Origin of the sequence: Enterococcus sp. AZ020 (assembly GCF_050499205.1) — a bacterium.
In the GTDB taxonomy this organism is placed as follows: domain Bacteria; phylum Bacillota; class Bacilli; order Lactobacillales; family Enterococcaceae; genus Enterococcus_L; species Enterococcus_L dunnyi.
Window position 1 is genome coordinate 249,980 of record NZ_JBIPAT010000001.1, and the last position, 16,589, is coordinate 266,568.

Annotated in this window: 16 protein-coding genes; 4 read left to right on the forward strand and 12 right to left on the reverse strand. The window is 37.9% G+C overall.

The annotated features are described in order from the left end of the window. Window positions 1-194 precede the first annotated feature (194 nt). From argF to IGI58_RS01255, 6 genes are all read right to left on the reverse strand, one after another. The gene (gene argF / locus IGI58_RS01230; RefSeq protein WP_225534439.1) at window positions 195-1,127 is read right to left on the reverse strand and encodes an ornithine carbamoyltransferase; all 933 of its coding nucleotides are present in this window, start codon (window positions 1,125-1,127) and stop codon (window positions 195-197) included. Continuing rightward, entirely contained in the window at window positions 1,120-2,277 is a 1,158-nt protein-coding gene (locus IGI58_RS01235) for an acetylornithine transaminase (RefSeq protein ID WP_429954928.1), read from the reverse strand. The genes argF and IGI58_RS01235 overlap by 8 nt, the downstream gene beginning before the upstream one ends. Then, on the reverse strand, window positions 2,274-3,026 hold the full coding sequence (argB, locus tag IGI58_RS01240; RefSeq protein ID WP_429954926.1) for an acetylglutamate kinase: 753 nt from the start codon (window positions 3,024-3,026) through the stop codon (window positions 2,274-2,276). Before argB ends, IGI58_RS01235 begins: the two co-directional genes overlap by 4 nt. Window positions 3,027-3,062: 36 nt before the next feature. Further along, entirely contained in the window at window positions 3,063-4,094 is a 1,032-nt protein-coding gene (gene argC / locus IGI58_RS01245; protein WP_429955399.1) for an N-acetyl-gamma-glutamyl-phosphate reductase, read from the reverse strand. 212 nt (window positions 4,095-4,306) lie between these two features. Beyond that, on the reverse strand, window positions 4,307-4,696 hold the full coding sequence (locus tag IGI58_RS01250; protein WP_225534436.1) for a GyrI-like domain-containing protein: 390 nt from the start codon (window positions 4,694-4,696) through the stop codon (window positions 4,307-4,309). A gap of 85 nt (window positions 4,697-4,781) precedes the next feature. Beyond that, complete coding sequence (locus IGI58_RS01255) at window positions 4,782-5,480, reverse strand: DUF554 domain-containing protein (RefSeq protein ID WP_429954923.1); 699 nt, start codon at window positions 5,478-5,480, stop codon at window positions 4,782-4,784. 255 nt (window positions 5,481-5,735) lie between these two features. On the opposite strand from IGI58_RS01255, the gene IGI58_RS01260 reads away from it, so the two are divergent. The 3 genes from IGI58_RS01260 (at window position 5,736) to IGI58_RS01270 (ending at window position 7,572) form a co-directional block, all read left to right on the forward strand. Next, window positions 5,736-6,488 carry a threonine/serine exporter family protein gene (locus tag IGI58_RS01260; protein ID WP_087641435.1) on the forward strand — a complete coding sequence of 251 codons (753 nt, stop codon included), beginning with the start codon at window positions 5,736-5,738 and terminating at the stop codon, window positions 6,486-6,488. Window positions 6,489-6,587: 99 nt separating this feature from the next. Next, window positions 6,588-7,064, forward strand: a complete 477-nt coding sequence (locus IGI58_RS01265) for a threonine/serine exporter family protein (protein ID WP_087641434.1) — start codon at window positions 6,588-6,590, stop codon at window positions 7,062-7,064. Between the two features lie 79 nt (window positions 7,065-7,143). Continuing rightward, window positions 7,144-7,572 (forward strand): GNAT family N-acetyltransferase, encoded by a 429-nt coding sequence (locus tag IGI58_RS01270; RefSeq protein WP_429954921.1) that lies wholly within the window; start codon window positions 7,144-7,146, stop codon window positions 7,570-7,572. A gap of 87 nt (window positions 7,573-7,659) precedes the next feature. On the opposite strand, the gene IGI58_RS01275 is transcribed toward IGI58_RS01270, so the two are convergent. Continuing rightward, window positions 7,660-8,508 carry a TIGR03943 family putative permease subunit gene (locus IGI58_RS01275; protein ID WP_429954919.1) on the reverse strand — a complete coding sequence of 283 codons (849 nt, stop codon included), beginning with the start codon at window positions 8,506-8,508 and terminating at the stop codon, window positions 7,660-7,662. A 271-nt stretch (window positions 8,509-8,779) separates the two neighbouring features. Here IGI58_RS01275 and IGI58_RS01280 point away from each other — a divergent pair, with 271 nt between their 5' ends. Next, on the forward strand, window positions 8,780-9,985 hold the full coding sequence (locus IGI58_RS01280; RefSeq protein ID WP_429952432.1) for an IS110 family transposase: 1,206 nt from the start codon (window positions 8,780-8,782) through the stop codon (window positions 9,983-9,985). A 622-nt stretch (window positions 9,986-10,607) separates the two neighbouring features. Here IGI58_RS01280 and IGI58_RS01285 read toward each other — a convergent pair. From IGI58_RS01285 to walK, 5 genes are all read right to left on the reverse strand, one after another. Further along, window positions 10,608-11,516 (reverse strand): permease, encoded by a 909-nt coding sequence (locus IGI58_RS01285; RefSeq protein ID WP_429954917.1) that lies wholly within the window; start codon window positions 11,514-11,516, stop codon window positions 10,608-10,610. Window positions 11,517-11,715: 199 nt separating this feature from the next. Beyond that, a complete protein-coding gene (locus tag IGI58_RS01290; RefSeq protein WP_429954915.1) occupies window positions 11,716-12,522 on the reverse strand; it encodes an MBL fold metallo-hydrolase in 807 nt (268 codons plus the stop codon). Between the two features lie 54 nt (window positions 12,523-12,576). Continuing rightward, complete coding sequence (locus IGI58_RS01295) at window positions 12,577-13,458, reverse strand: two-component system regulatory protein YycI (protein WP_087641429.1); 882 nt, start codon at window positions 13,456-13,458, stop codon at window positions 12,577-12,579. Then, window positions 13,458-14,768 (reverse strand): YycH family regulatory protein, encoded by a 1,311-nt coding sequence (locus tag IGI58_RS01300; protein WP_429954913.1) that lies wholly within the window; start codon window positions 14,766-14,768, stop codon window positions 13,458-13,460. The genes IGI58_RS01295 and IGI58_RS01300 overlap by 1 nt, the downstream gene beginning before the upstream one ends. Then, on the reverse strand, window positions 14,765-16,588 hold the full coding sequence (gene walK, locus IGI58_RS01305; RefSeq protein ID WP_087641427.1) for a cell wall metabolism sensor histidine kinase WalK: 1,824 nt from the start codon (window positions 16,586-16,588) through the stop codon (window positions 14,765-14,767). Before walK ends, IGI58_RS01300 begins: the two co-directional genes overlap by 4 nt. Window position 16,589 lies beyond the last annotated feature (1 nt).

Sequence of the window (16,589 nt, forward strand, 5' to 3'; positions counted from 1 at the left end):
TACCAAAAACCAACGAATCCTCCCTTTATTTTTGAAGAATCTCATAGATAAATTGATATGTACCAACAGAAAATCAACTACTTCGACAATTTTGCAAAAAAAAGAGTGCCATACAAAACTAAAAAACAGTTTTGCTTCACACTCTAAAACTTTATAAATGATGAAATCAGAAACAACTTTTGTCTGATCCTTATTTATTCCTTCATCACTTTCAACATCAATGCTTTTTGCGCATGTAGACGATTTTCAGCTTCCTGATAAATCGCAGAATGAGCTCCGTCTATAATATCAGTGGTCACTTCTTCTCCCCTATGTGCAGGTAGACAATGCAAGAAATTATAATCCTTTTTAGCCAAGACTGCTAGACGATTATTGATTTGGAATGATTTAAAAGCTTCTGCTCTTTCCGCTTGCTCCCCTTCATCACCCATGCTTGCCCATACATCCGTAATCAAAATATCAGCATCTTTCACTGCTGATGCAGGATCATTCGTGATATCGATTTTACTACCGCTTTCTTTTGCGTTTTCTAAAGCAATATCGATAAACTCTGATTTAGGTTCATAGCCTTTTGGTGCAGCTATAGAAACATCCATTCCGACAAGGCTTCCACCAATCAAAAATGAATGGGCCATATTGTTCCCGTCACCAACATAGGCTAATTTAATTCCTTCAAGTTTTCCTTTCAGCTCATAGATCGTCTGAAAGTCTGCTAAAATCTGACACGGATGATGGTTGTCCGTTAGACCATTGATAATAGGAATCGTTGCTTCTTCCGCTAACTCTGCGACCATTTGATCCGAATAAGTCCGAATCATGATCGCATCAACATAACCAGACATGACTTTTGCTGTGTCCTTGACTGGCTCTCCTCGTCCCATTTGAGTATTTTTTGAATCTAGAACGATTGCTTGTCCTCCTAGCTGGATGATTCCAGCCTCGAATGAGACTCTTGTCCGTGTACTGTTTTTCTCAAAGATCATCGCCAAAATTTTTCCTGATAACGCACCTTTGTAATCTTCTGGTTTCTTTTTAACGGCAATTGCTAGTTCAATGATCGATAAAAATTCTGATTTTGTCAGCTCGGTTAAATCTAAAATACTCTTTCCATATATTGAATTAATCATTTTTCTGCTCCTTACATAACACTTTTTCTAATAGTTCTACTCCTCTATTTAACTCTTCGTCAGAAATCGTTAGCGGGGGCAACAATCTAAGAACTGCTTGCCCTGCTTTTAAAGTGATCAAACCTTCTTCTTTTAACTGCTCCATTATACTGGCAAGTACATCTGCATCAGTTAGCTCTATCCCTGCCATCAGCCCTTTTCCGCGAACATCTTTGATCAGTGTTGTTTTAAGCGCCAGCTGATTCAACCCCTTTATCAAAAGATTCCCTTTTCTTTGAACCTCTAATAAAAAATCCGGCTGGTTGATTCGCTCAATCACTTCACTTGCGACACGCATGGCTAAATTATTGCCGCCAAACGTAGATCCATGACTTCCTGAACCAAAAGCTTGTGCTAATGATTTTTTCCCAAGCATTGCCCCTACAGGAATACCATTTCCTAATCCTTTTGCCAACGTGAAAATATCTGGTTCGATCTCATATTGCTCATAGGCATACAGACTTCCTGTTCGACCGATCCCCGTTTGGATCTCATCTATGATCAATAGAGTCCCAGTCGTTCGACAAAGCTGTTCTATCTGTTTGACCCACTCCTGTTTAGCTGGAATCACGCCGCCTTCTCCTTGGATCAACTCAAGAATGACCGCCGCCGTTTGTTTATCGATCTTTTGTTTTAAAGAATCCAAATCATTGAACGGCAAGTAATCGAAATCAGGTACTAAAGGCTGGAACCCCTGATGAATGCTTTCTTGTCCTGTTGCACTCATTGCGCCATAGGTTCTTCCATGAAATGAATTGACAAAGCTGATGATTTTACTGCGTCCCGTCGCTTTCCTTGCAAGTTTTATCGCCGCTTCATTCGCTTCAGCACCACTATTGCAAAAATAAGCGACATAGTCCCTTCCATTAGCAAGCTTTTCAGCTGTTTCTTCTTGGAATTTACTTTCGTACAAGTTAGGTGCGTGCCATAAATTTGCTGCCTGATCACTCAATACTTCATTTAAGCTCGAATCACCATATCCTAAATTCATTACACCGATTCCACTAGTAAAATCCAGATAACTTTTTCCATCTTGATCGATCAGGGTATTATTTATTCCTTTGACCCATTGAATCTTTTTTCTTTGATAGTTTGGAAATAAATAGCTCATGCATAGACCTCCGTCTCTTGAATCTTCGTACCTGAAACGTGCAGCTGATTCGTAATGTGAACTTCTTTTACGCCACCGCGGATCGCAGTTACTGCACTTTCGATCTTAGGTAACATACCACCTTTAATGACGTTTGTTTTCTTTAAATCATTGATTTCTTTGATAGTAAGTTCCTCTAGCCATTGATTTTCTTTTTTGACACCTGGAACATCCGTCAGTAAATAAAGTTTTTCAGCCTGTAGCTCTTCTGCAACCTTACAAGCTACTTGGTCCGCATTGATATTGAGCCAATCCCCTGTTTTAGTTAGTCCAAGTGGTGCAATGATCGGAATATGGTTTCGTTCAAGTAAATGCTCCAGCAACTCTGTATCGACCTGTTCAACCTCACCAACTGCTCCTAAAATCTTTTGATTCAAATAGCTCCCCGTAATAATTTGCCCGCAGGAAGCATTCAATCCTACGACAGAAAATCCTTCTTGTTGAAAATGCGTCGTGATCATTGGCTGAACTTGCCCGATCAAAACCATTTGAGTGATTTTTAGTGTTTCCTCTGTCGTGACCCTTAAGCCGTTTTGAATGTTGACTGGAACGCCTAACCGCTGCATCATCTCTGAAATATAATGGCCGCCGCCATGAACAATCACAATTTTATTCCCATCTTTTTGCCATTGTTCTACTTGACTAAAAAAAGATTTCGTCAAGTTGTCACTTGCTACTCCGCCCATCTTAATAACAATAACCTTCTTCATTGTGGTCGCTCCTTTTTTATGTACTTCGTATTTCTTTTATGGATAGATAGGTAAAAGATCCAAGCCGCATTGTTCATCGAACCCAGCGAAAATATTCAAATTTTGAACTGCCTGCCCAGCAGCTCCTTTACCCAGATTATCGATGACCGTAACGATCGTGATCATCTTCGTTTTAGGATTATAAGCCAAACCGATATCACAGTAATTAGATCCGATCACTTGCTTGAGCGCTGGATAGCTTCCAACCTCTTGAATTCGGATAAACGGTGCTTGTTTATACTCCTCTTGGTACAACTCAACTAGTTTCTCGTCAGAAATTGGTTGAACTACTTTAGCATATGCGGTCAAAAAGATACCTCTTGTAACTGGTATCAGTGAGGTCGAAAATTGAATTGCCTCTAATTCAGGTGACCACGCGTTTAATTGCTGCATAATTTCCGGAATATGCTGGTGACTGTTCATTTTGTACAATGACATATTATCGTGGCTTTCAGGAAAATGAGTCGCCTGAGACAAGCCTTTGCCTGCACCTGAAATGCCTGATTTTGCGTCAACTACAATTGAATCTAGCACGATCAAGTGATTCTTTAACAAGGGAGCAAGAGATAATTCAGCCGCGGTTGCATAACAACCTGGATTTGCGATCCATTTTGACTTAGGTTCCTGTCTATATTCAGCAAGTCCATAATCAAATTTGTGAATAACCTCTAACGGAGCTGCTTTTTTTCCATACCAAGTTTCATATGTGCCCTCTGTTTTTAATCGAAAATCACCGGACAAATCAATCACTGGAAAATCAGCTTCAATAAAAGGAAGAGCTAACTCCTTTGAAATACCTGAAGGAGTCGCTAATAAGACTAATTCACTTACAGCCATTATTTTGCTGGGATCAACTGCTTCTAAAGGTAGTGCTGTAAGTTGTTTTACATGCGGATAATGTTGTTCTAATGATTTTTTATTCATAGAATGACTATGAATAGAAACAACTTCCACAAAGGGATGGTGCTTCAGATAACGAAGGAGTTCCAACCCACTGTATCCAGTAACTCCTATAATAGAAACCTTCAAACTGATCACTTCTTTTCTTTTCATTTTTACTTCTTACATTTTCTTTTCATAAGTATACGTTCTATACTCACGCAAGTCAATGGTTTTTTATTAAATTAATTCATTAAAATAAATATTTATGCATAAAAAAAGACGGGATTATACAAAAAAAAGACTGAGACATCGCTATACTCGCACATCTCAATCCTTTTTAAATCAATGAAAAAGAAGAATCAAACAGAAAGATAAATCATTATTGTTCCATCTTTCTGGTAATGTTCAACATCTGTTTGATAGGTTCGTCTTTTTTCTAGTCCTTCATCTTGCCAAATCTGCTGCCAAGCCTGACCGACCGCTTCAGGTGACTGTCCGTTGACCTTAATTGCAACATACTCACCAGAATTGATCACGACCTTTTGACTACATTCTGCCTGCTCACTACCTACTAACAAATCATAATCTCCTTTAAAATTTGATTCATAATTTGTATAAACTGCATATAGTTCCCCAGATAAATTCATTGCAGGAACTATATTCCATAAGGCAATGATATCTTCTATCTGCTGATTGTTGGTTCGAATCATTTTTCCTGCGATCATTTTTTCATTCAAGTGAATGCTCATATTTGTCCACTCCTTCTTAGATATGAGTTGACTATAACATGTAAATGATGACATCATTTAGTCATCATTTACACCTTTTTTATCTTTACATAAAAAATTGAACTGTCACGATGCCGATCAAAATAATGATCCCAGGCAAATAATTCGATACTCTAATTTTTGTTAATCCCATAATATTCAAGCTGATCGCTAAAATCATCAATCCGCCAATCGCACTGATCTCATCCATCAATAAGTCAAGTAGTTCGCTAGGTATGTATCGCATCAATACGCTTGCTAGAAGTGCGATCGCTCCTTGATAAAGAAAGACAGGAACTGCTGAAAAGAGGACCCCGACACCAAATGTTGCGGTCAACATGATCGACATGAATCCATCCATGACAGCTTTTGTCAAAAGCGTTTGATGATTGTTTGCCACACCGCTTTCAATAGCTCCAATGATCCCCATCGAACCAATCAAAAAAATCAAAGTAGCTGTCACAAAGCCTTCTGAGAAATTGCTGCCAGGCTTTGCATACTTTCTTTCTAATTTCAAGCCAAAATCATTCATCTTGTCTTCTATCCCTGCTGCTTCTCCGATCATCGCTCCAAGACACAAACTAATCAAAATGACGATGAAAGAAGAGGTCTTAAATGCCATTTGAATTCCTAAGACTAAAACGCCCAGTCCGATCCCCTTCGTAACAGTATCTTTCATCTGTTCAGAAATATTACGTAAAATAGAGCCCATCAAACTGCCTGCAACAATCGCTATACCATTCACTAACGAACCAAATAATATCATACTTTCCACTCCAACCATTTCATTTTTTCTGTCTCAATGATAACTAAGCCACATTGTTGTTCTATTATACGACAAGAAGCTAAAAAACGATATTTATTATTAATGATCCTATTAAAAATAGGTCAAATTTCTCTCTAATAAACCTTGCTTCAGTTAATTATCGTCAACTTTTTAGTGTTCTGGCTATTTTTTCAGAGTGGAATCAACTATACTTAATCTAGAGAAATAGAAACGACTAAAAAGTGAGGTTTGCTAATGGCAACTGTTGATATAGAAAAAGTTTTAGAGACCTGTCTTTTAGCAGGAAAAATCATGTTGGAAAGTGATGCTGAAATGTATCGTGTGGAAGATACGATGAGTCGGATCGCTTTAGCATCAGGAGACTATCGCCTTGTTAGCTATGTAACACAAACCGGGCTGTTCGTAGGACTGGACGGGACTTCCACCATTCGGATGGTACAGATTTTAAATCGTTCAATAAACTTAGAAAAAGTCTCTAATATCAATCAATTATCTCGTGAATATGTGATGGGCGACTATACATTGGATGAACTTTTAACAAAATTAAAGGAATTGGAACAGGAACGGAAATTTTTTCCTTTATGGCTGCGCTTCATTAGTGCTGCGGTAGTCAGCGGAACAATTATGATTTTATTTGGCGGGGTTTGGTCGGACTTATTTCTGACTTGTCTTATAGGCGGTCTTGGGTATGTCCTTTATTACTCAAGCTTGAAGGTTTTGAGAATCAAATTTCTCTCTGAATTTCTTGCTGCCTTTTTCATTGGTTGTGCAGCTCTTTTGAGCAGCCAAATTGGTCTGGGAACGAATCAGGATATGATCATTATCGGCTGTGTTATGCCGCTTGTACCTGGCGTTCAAATGACCAATGCTTTACGGGATTTATTGGCTGGACACTATCTTTCCGGCGTTTCCAGAGGAACAGAAGCGATGATGACAGCTTCAATGATCGGATTTGCGATTGCTTTTGTTTTCCAATTATTTTATTGATGGTTCTACTATTTTTAATGAATCTATAAAAAGAAGCATGTCCTATTTCTTTCAACACTGAAAACAGTTGATTCATTCTTACTTTTAAGGAGTCTTTTTATGATTACTATACTTATTCAATTTTCTTTTAGTTTTTTAGCTTCTAGTGCTTATGCGATCATCACCAATGTTCCCAGACGTTCTTTGATCGCTTGCGGTCTATCAGGTGCAGCTGGTTGGATGGTGTACTGGGTAGCGATACAACTGGGTGCTAATGCCGCTTTGGGTTCTTTATTAGGCGCTTTAAGTGTGGCCGCTGTCAGCTTTATCTGTTCACGTACACTGAAATTGCCAGTAACGATCTTTAATATTCCAGGCATGGTGCCTCTAGTTCCCGGAGGTCTAGCCTACCAAGCTGTTCGTAACTTAGTGATCGGTAATTATCAAATAGCGATCGATGCTGCCGTACAAGCAATTATGATTGCTGGAGCGATTGCTTTAGGACTTGTCTTGTCGGAGGTCCTGAACCACAATATACGTAATTTTAGAGAAAAACGAGAAATACTAAGCTTGATTCGTAAAAAAGAGGAAAAATAATTAAATGATTTGAGAGGTGGATCGATGAGTGTTTAACTAATTCTTTCAGCTATTTATAATTAGAAAGGATAACAAAGAGATGATCAAAAAAGTTGAAAAGCTGACCTCAAAAGAACTAGAAGGAATCTTAGAAATTTGGTTAACTGTCAATATTGAGGCGCATTTTTTTATTCCGAAAAACTATTGGCTTGAGCATTTAGAATCTGTGAAAGAGCAATTACCTCTGGCCGATCTTTATCTTGCGATCGAAAATGATACGATCGTCGGATTCTTGGGATTGAGTAACACATATATTGCTGGTATTTTCGTTTTAAGTGCATACCAAAATCAAAAAATTGGAGAGTCTTTACTGAACGAAGTAAAATCAGTGAATAATCAGTTGAGCCTTTCAGTTTATCAAAAAAATCAAAAAGCATTGGCCTTTTATCTTAAGCATGATTTCCAAATTATCGATAAACAAATAGATGCAAATGATGAATTAGAGTATCAGCTTATTTGGAAAAAGTAATCAATAACTAAAAATGTCCGAAGCTAAACCGAAAAATGGTTTTGTTTCGGACATTTTTTTATAAACGATAAGCACTCATCAGATTTTTTAAAAGGACCGATAGACGTATTGATTTTTTGGTTCCTGAATTTCTTTTACTTTTCCTACTTCAACCACAGGAATTTCTCGTTTAAAAGGTGCATAGTATTCTGAATGAATGGTTCCAGTCAATTTTACCCACTCATTATTTTTAAAAGCTTGATCGCTCGGCATATGGGTCAATAAACCAAACACACCTGAATCTGCAACGCAGTGAATGATCCCAAATCGAAAAACAAAAATATCTCCCTGCTCTTTTTGTGCAGAATTGAATATAAAGCCTTCATAGGTGATCGTTTTTCCAACAAATTCGCTAGGGTAAGTATAGATCAGTTCCATTATTTCTAAATAATTTTCTTCTGAAACATTGACTTGATCATCTTTGATATACTTCGATAATGCTTGTTTCATTTGAGCTTCATAATCAGTTTTATCAAAATAGATGCTCGTATCAGGTTTTAAATACTGCGTTTCTACATCGGGATCTCCAACTGATTCCTTACTCAAAGGAAAATTGAAGCCCTTTGCCTCAACGATCGATGTATCTAAGCTAACGGTAGGAAACAAAAAACCAACAACTAAAGGTAAAACTAAAAGTACATAGGCTAGCGCACGTTGATAAGGTTTATCAAGTCCGTGATCATGCTCTTCGTGACTATGATCATGTTCATGATCAGCTTTTTGTCCATCTTCTTTATTCCATAAAATCAACTGAACAATTGCCAACACGAATGAAAGGACCATAGATAAAACAGCCAAATAACGATAATGAACATTTATATATTGATTTAATCTACCTGAAACTTGCAAATACATCATCAAGGTACTATAACCGACGAGTATTAAAAAACGAATCATGTATATTCCTCCTCGTATAATAAAGTTATCAGATTTATTCTGATATTTTGTTTTCATCCCCGTTGGGGTATGATTATTTCGTACAGATAGAGGGCATAGTTTTTCCTCCTTGAAGCTTTGTCTTCCTAATTAAGACTGATGCCTCTTCTCTACGGACTGTATATGAATGAGCTGGATAGAACCGTGTTTCTGAATCTCTCACGAGGCTATATCGTCCCTAGAGTTTGAGGAAAACCTTATCTGTAAACTCTTGTTGAAAGGTGTTGATTGTATGTTCTTTATCGGTATTGATATTGGAAAACGAAACCACGAAGCAGCTCTACTTGATGAACAAGGGAAACTACTTGGAAAAACACTTCGCTTTGCCAATTCTAAACGCGGGAGTGAACAGCTCCTACAATTTATTAATCAGTATGAACTATTGCCTGATACTACTATGATTGGAATGGAAGCAACTGGTCATTATTGGTTATCGATTTATTCATTTCTACATCGATTGGGATTTCATGTAACAGCTTTTAATCCGATTCAATCCGATTCTCTTCGAAATTTCTATATCCGTAAAACCAAAACGGATACCGTGGATTCAGTCTTAATTGCACAAGTAATGCGTATGGACTTACCTGACCCAACCCAACTGCCTAAAGAAGAAATTTTTCAATTAAAACAGTTGGAACGGTTTCGTTACAGCGTTGTTGATAATATGTCGGACTTGAAACGGAAAGTTATTGCTTGTTTGGATCAAGTGTTTCCAGAATATAATCAGCTTTTTTCCGATATGTTCGGAAAATCTTCTACACAGTTATTACTTCAATCTCCTTTGCCAGAGGATTTGGTAGAAATTGACTCCGATAAATTAATCCAACTGCTGAATCAAGCGAGTAATGGTCGCCTAGGGCGATCCAAAGCGGAACAAAAAGTGAATCAGCTAAAAGGTATCGCAGAGTCTTCTTTCGGTATTAGCATTGCGACAGATGTTTTCAAGCTTCAAATTCAATTACTTTTAGAACAGATTCAATTATTTGAAAAACAAATTCATCAGCTTGAAGATGAAATGGTTCGGATTGTTGAAAAACAAGAAAATTTCCTCACGACTATTACAGGAATTGGTCCAATAACTGCCGCAGTTATCATAGGGGAAGTGGGCGATATTCATCGATTTGAACGCCCAAATCAATTGCTTGCTTTCGCAGGACTAGATGCCTCTGTCCATCAGTCTGGTGATTTTACAGGTACCCAAAATCATCTGTCAAAACGAGGCTCCCCCTATTTACGCCGAGCTATTTGGCAAGCAGCTTTTATTGCTTCTCAAAAAGATCCTGCTTTATCCGCTTATTACCAAGGTCTTAGAACTCGGGGGAAATCCCACGGAACAGCTATTGGAGCCGTTTGTCGTAAGCTTGTGAACATTATTTTCGCTATTTGGACAACGGATAAACCTTATGAAGTTCGTTTAACTTCTGAAACTGAAGCCTAGAAAATTTTAAACTATATGCTAGGCTTATTTGTCGTGCACTACAGTTGCACAACAAATAACTAAAAAAAATACTCGTTTTTACTTGACCTTTTCATAGCTGGCTTAAAGTAAAAGCAGAGCAAACCGTTTAATCCTGTAGAAAATTAGGAAATTGACATTGTGACGCTCTTTGTCACATTGGCAGTTTATCTATTTTCCTAAGGATTGGTTTGTGAAGCTGGATAACAGTAAAAGCGGAATGAGCCCGCTTAGGCTCGACTAGAAAATAGGAAAACATGGCTGAGGCGCTTTTGGCCTCATTCAGGTTTTATCTTTTTCTCGAGAGACTGGCTCATGCAGCTGGATAAAGTAAAAGCAGAGCAAACCGCTTAATCCTGTAGAAAATCAGGAAATTGACATTGTGACGCTCTTTGTCACACTGGCAGTTTATCTATTTTCCTAAGGATTGGTTTGTATAGCTGGATAACATAAATGATCAACACTTTCTTACGAAAGTCTTGTACTGTTCAACATCAGTTCATTTCATTCACTGTGTTTCTCAGCAAAAGCAGAACAAATCCATTGAAACAGATTTTACTACCATGAATAAATCTCTTCTACGCTCAGTCAAAAACCGCCGCATTTACCCAGGAATTGCTAAAGCGTAAATAGTAACAACTACTGTCACAATGCCCACAAATTTCATCATAAACGATGTTTTGAAGTAGCGCTTCATCATTAATAAATTTTTGATATCGACCATTGGTCCAAAGACTAAGAAACCGACGATTGGTCCATTGCCGAATAAACTCAACAAAGATGAGCCAATAAAGGCATCTGCTTCAGAGCACAGAGAAAGTGTTGCAGCTAATACAAGCATGACTAAAATAGCTAAGATTTTTGTATGCCCTAATTGTAAAATAGCACCCGTTGGCAAATAGGTTTGCATCGCAGCAGCTAAAAGAGAACCAAAAATCAAATAGCGGCCTGTATCAAAAAATTCATCGATCCCATGCGTCAAGACTGACCAGCATTTATTCAAAAATTTTATATTCTCAGTCTCTTCCTCTTCACCGTGTTCACATGAAAAAGAACTAATTTCCTTTTTTAAAATAGATTCTTTATTCACATAAGCTAACCAAAACCCGATAGCTAAAGCAACCAGCATACTCCCTAAAACACGCCAAAGAACAAACTTCATCGAATTTCCAAAGGCAATATAGGTTGAAAACAATACGATCGGGTTGATGATCGGAGCTGTTATCATAAAGGCAAATGCGGTATATGTCGGTACTTCTTTTTTTACAAACTGATGGACGATCGGCACAATGCCGCATTCACATGAAGGAAAAAAGAACCCTAAAAAACTACCGACCAAAATCGATAATATTTTATTTTTCGGCAACAATTTTTTCACTCGCTCTGGTGTCAGAAACACATGCAATGCACCAGAGATCACACATCCTAACATAACAAACGGCAATGCTTCTATCACGATTGATAAAAAAATCGTCCCCATTTGTAAAACAGAATGCGGTAAAAATTCAAACATACAATTCCTCCTACTGCGACAAAAATAACCCGAACCAAAACATCTCATTTTTCATTCGTCCAAAATATAGTTAACTATACTGCACATTATCTAAAAAAACAAGTCAGAAAAAAATTTGATCCATCTCTAAAAACTAAATATAAAAAGAGACTGAGAAAAAACTAAAAATCAGTTTTTTCTCAGTCTCCTTCAATGTAAATCAAAGGGCAAATAACTCAGAAGCCGTTTCAGGATCTGTGTCATAGACATTAAAATCAAAATTAACGCCTAAGCCTTTTTCTGCTAAAATCGATTCCATCGCCATTCTAGCATGCTCTTTTGTATTATTTTCTTTGCTCAAATGCCCTAGATAGATACGTTTGGTCCGATCACCGATCACCTCAGCCATTGTCAAAGCGCCGTCATCATTAGATAAATGGCCTTTATCTCCTAAAATCCGTTGTTTTAGGCTCCAAGGATAAGGACCCATTCGTAAGATTTCCAGCTCATGATTGCTTTCGATCAAATAGGCGTCTGCATCTTTGATCGTCCCGCGAACATGATCGCTACAATAGCCCGTATCCGTCAGCATCACAAATGAACGATTATCTTTATAGAACCGATAAAACTGAGGCGCTGCTGCATCATGAGAAACACCAAAGCTTTCAATGTCCATATCGCCAAAGGTCAACACTTTTCCCATATCAAAGATATGTTTTTGCTCCGTTGCAACATTGCCGATCATAGGATCCATCGCCGCCCAGGTCTTCTCATTCGCGTAAACATCTAATTTATACTTTCTAGCAAGAACACCGACACCATGAATATGATCACGATGCTCATGTGTGACCAAAATTGCATCCAAATCTTCTGGTTTACGGTCAACTTCCGCTAATAATGATGTGATTTTCTTTCCGCTTAATCCAGCATCCACAAGTAGCTTTTTGTTTTCTGTTTCGATAAAAAGGGAATTACCTGTACTGCCGCTGGCAAGAATGCTGATGTTAAAAGCTGTTTCTTGACTCATCTTTTCTCTTCGCTTCCCTTCTTTAGTCTACAGCTACTTATTATACAACCATCACTACTGATTTTCCACCTTTGGAACCGTATTATTTGTAATGATCGTATTACTCATGGCATTGACTTGTTCAATTTGCAAGTTACTTCCCTTCGCTTTGATTCCAACGAACCAAACAGGCACATAAACGTTTTTTTCGCGAATTTTGTAAATTCTTGTGTATGCTAATTCCATGAACGTGATTTTTGAACTGCTCGGAATCTTATTATTGATATACAACGTTTCGATCGCATCCCGATCAGAAAATAGATCCATTTTATCCCGTAACTCTTCTATTCCTTGGATATGCGTCTGTGTATATTTATTGATTTTGTGAATGCCGTCAGACTCGCCTGTATTTTCTAATTTCAATGAAATTTGGGCGGTATCATCTTTAAAGGGAATATTTTTATAGACTTGAGACGCAACCAGCTCTGGAAAATCTCCTTCCAAATTGGAAAAATCAGGCATATAATGATACTCCGTACCAAATAAAACACTATCTTGATCTTTTAAAAACGTCTCTAAAGACTTCTCGATATTTTTCTCATCAATGAAATAACTGGTTTGCGTATAATTCATTTGAGGATATACAGTGATTGAATTATCGATCAACTCTACTCCGTTTTTAAAAAAATTTCGATCTCTCGTTTCCCGTTCATTTTGAATCGCATCATAAAAGTTGGTTTGTTCACCACTTAGATAATAACCTTCTTTTTTCTCACCTGTCAGTTTTTCTTTGTAGGTGATATCATCTTTAGCTAATCGTTTTTCGATACTATCCGTTTGATCAGAAAAGGATACATTGTTTTCTTCTTTTATTCCTTCTTGATAAATGCCAAAAAGAAACATATTCAATCCTAAAAAGGCTAGGAAAAAAATCCACTCGATTCGCTTAAAGTCCATTATTCCACCTCCGCATTCGCTAAGTGTTCCAATAGCTCAGGCACAGAGGACCACTGACCATCATAACGGATATACCATTCAGGAGTTAAGTCAACAACTTGAGTGACTTCTTCGATCTTATGCCAAGTATAACCGATCACCATCGAGTCGATTTTTTCTGGATCAGCGCCATTCAACGTTAGCTGCTCAAGCAAGCTTTCTGTACTTTGCAATTGAACTTCTTCTTCTGAAGGAATGGGAACTTGAATAGTATCAACACTTGTCTCGATCACTACACTACTTTTTTCAGCCTTATCGTTGCCAATAGTGATATGCACCTGTCCTTTATCATTTTCACTAAACACTGGGAAGCCTTCGACAAACGTTCGGTAATTGATTTCGGATTTTGTACGGTCAAAATAACGTAAATTCCCCATACTCGTTCCCAATTTTTTGATGTAGAAAAAACTGTCAGAAAATATGTTATCTTGAGCTGTTCTATTCTCGATATCTCCACTAAAATGAATCGTTCCAAGTTTTTCATCTGCAATCAAACGCTCATTACGGCTAGCATAGGATAAATCCTGACTGTCTTCGTTCGTTTGGATATCTTCCGTGTTTGTGAAAAAAGCATTTCTGAATTTAGTTACAGGCTGTGAAGCTAAAATATAACTATATTTTTTCATCTTCAAATCATCAGACAAATAATAATGCTTTTGTGAAAGAGACTGTTGTTCAGAGATCGGATTATATTGAACGCCAACCTTGTTCATCAAATTCAAGACTTTTTCATTATCCATAGAAATCGGTGTTTCATAAATATCATTTGAGCTAAAATTTAGAAAGCGCAGTTTATTTTGCTTTAAATTCACCTGTATACAAGTGAAATGAATATCATCACTATCTGTGATATCTTCTAAATCGATACTCAAATCATAGACAGACATATATTCACTTAGCAAAAACGGCCCTTCATACAAGAGTTCAAACCCTTGATCCATCGTCAGATAATTCTCAAACTGACTCGCATCATCTTTAACGACCTGAGTCAGCTTACCAAAGGTTGCTTGTCTGATTTCATTTTGAATATTGGTGATCAGGTTCTCACTATTATTCATTTCAGACACACCGTTTTGCATTCGGATCAGGCGCAATGGTAAAAAGACATCTGTATCAAGACGTTCATTGACTACTGCAGTTGCAAGTTGCTGATCATTTTTGATGGGCTGTTCTTTTTTTGCAGAGCTGAGCCAAATACTAAATGAAAAATATAGACTAAGCAGCACTAAAAAGATCAAGCCGATTCGAATGATTCTTTCTGTTGTTTTCATTCCCACCAATCCTCCTCATAAGGTTCATAAGGCAAGGATATATAAAAGGTTGAGCCTTGACCTTCCTGACTTTCTACCCAAATTGCACCATTATGGGCCTTGACCACTTCTCTCGAAATAGCCAAACCGAGCCCCGTTCCACCCTGGGCTCTAGCACGAGCTTTATCGACACGATAGAAACGATCAAAGACTTTATTGATATCCTTTTTAGGAATGCCCAAGCCCTGATCCGTTACACTAAATACAACATTGTTATGTGTTTCAAGCAAGCGACAGGTGATCGCTCCGCCATCTGGAGAGTATTTGATCGCGTTGTTTAGAATATTATCCAATACTTGGATGATTTTATCCGTGTCTAGCTCTACCCATAGATCACGCTTTGTAAATTCACGATGGATCGTATATTTTTTTTCATTGGACTCCACCATCATATCAAAACGATCTAAAACAAAATTGATCAACTCATTGAAATTGACGTATTCCAGCTGTAATTCATTATTGCCCGAGTCCATCCGTGAAAGATTCAAGAGGTCATTGATCATTCGAATCATTCGATCGGTTTCTTCCAAAGTCACATTTAAGAAGTTTGGTGCGATTTCCGGATTCTCCCAAGCACCTTCACTTAATGCTTCGATATAACTGCGCATACTTGTCAACGGCGTTCTAAGTTCATGAGAAACGTTGGATACAAATTCACGGCGCTCTCGCTCATTTTTCTCCTGCTCTGTCACGTCATGAAGCACACAAACCAAGCCCGTAATAAACCCTGATTCACGGCGGATCATCGCAAAATCGACACGAATGATCATTTGGTCTTCAGGTGAAGTCGAACGATCGATCAAAATTTCTTCTGGTTCTTCTAATAATTTACGTAACGTATAGTCCGTTTCAATATCTAATAATTCTAGCAATGATGAACCGATCACATCTTCATCTTTTACATTTAATAGAGACAGCGCCATTTCGTTGATCGTGATTACTTTTCCTCGTCGATCAGTCGCAATGACACCATCTGTCATATGAGCAAGCACGCTATCTAGACGATTTCGTTCTGCTTCCATCGTTTCTTGCGCTTCTTCGATTCTTTCAGATAATTGATTGAAGGTTTCCGCCAATTGTCCAAGCTCGTCTTTTCCATAGACTTGGACTTTCCCCGTATAGTCTCCTTTAGCGATCCGCAGAGCCTGTTCTCTCATTTCACCGATCGGCTGTGTAATCGAACGAGCGATCAATAGAGTGACGATGATCGAAATAGCACCCGCGATCAAAGAGGCTGTAAAGAAGATTCTTGCAGTATCCGTGATCTCCTGATATTTCCCTTCTATATTACTTTTAACATAAAGAACCCCGATGACTGTATCGCCAGTCGGGGATTGAATAGGCACAACGTTGATGTATACACGTTTATCCTGATCCATTGCTGAATATTTCTTTGCACTAAAATCATTCAAATCACGGTAATCATTCTTCTTGCCGACGATGCCTTGACGATTCAGGTCACTTGTCGCACGAACGATTCCTTTATCGTCAACAACTCGCGCTTCAATTGTTTCAGAACCAGCAAAATCATTGAGCGTTTTCTTCAAATTCGCATCGATTTCTGTTCGGTCTTGATTTTTTTCACCTAATTTGCTGCTGATCGTGCTAGCGAGCTGTGTTGTTTGGGAATCAACATTTTGTTTATAGTCATTGATTGTGGTCGACTCTAATTCTCGGATAAAATAGCCGCCAATGATTTGGATCGCAATCAATAACAAAAGGATAAACGATAAGGCGATCTTAAAGTTTACCGATTGAAAAAAGTGAACTTTTTTCCTCATA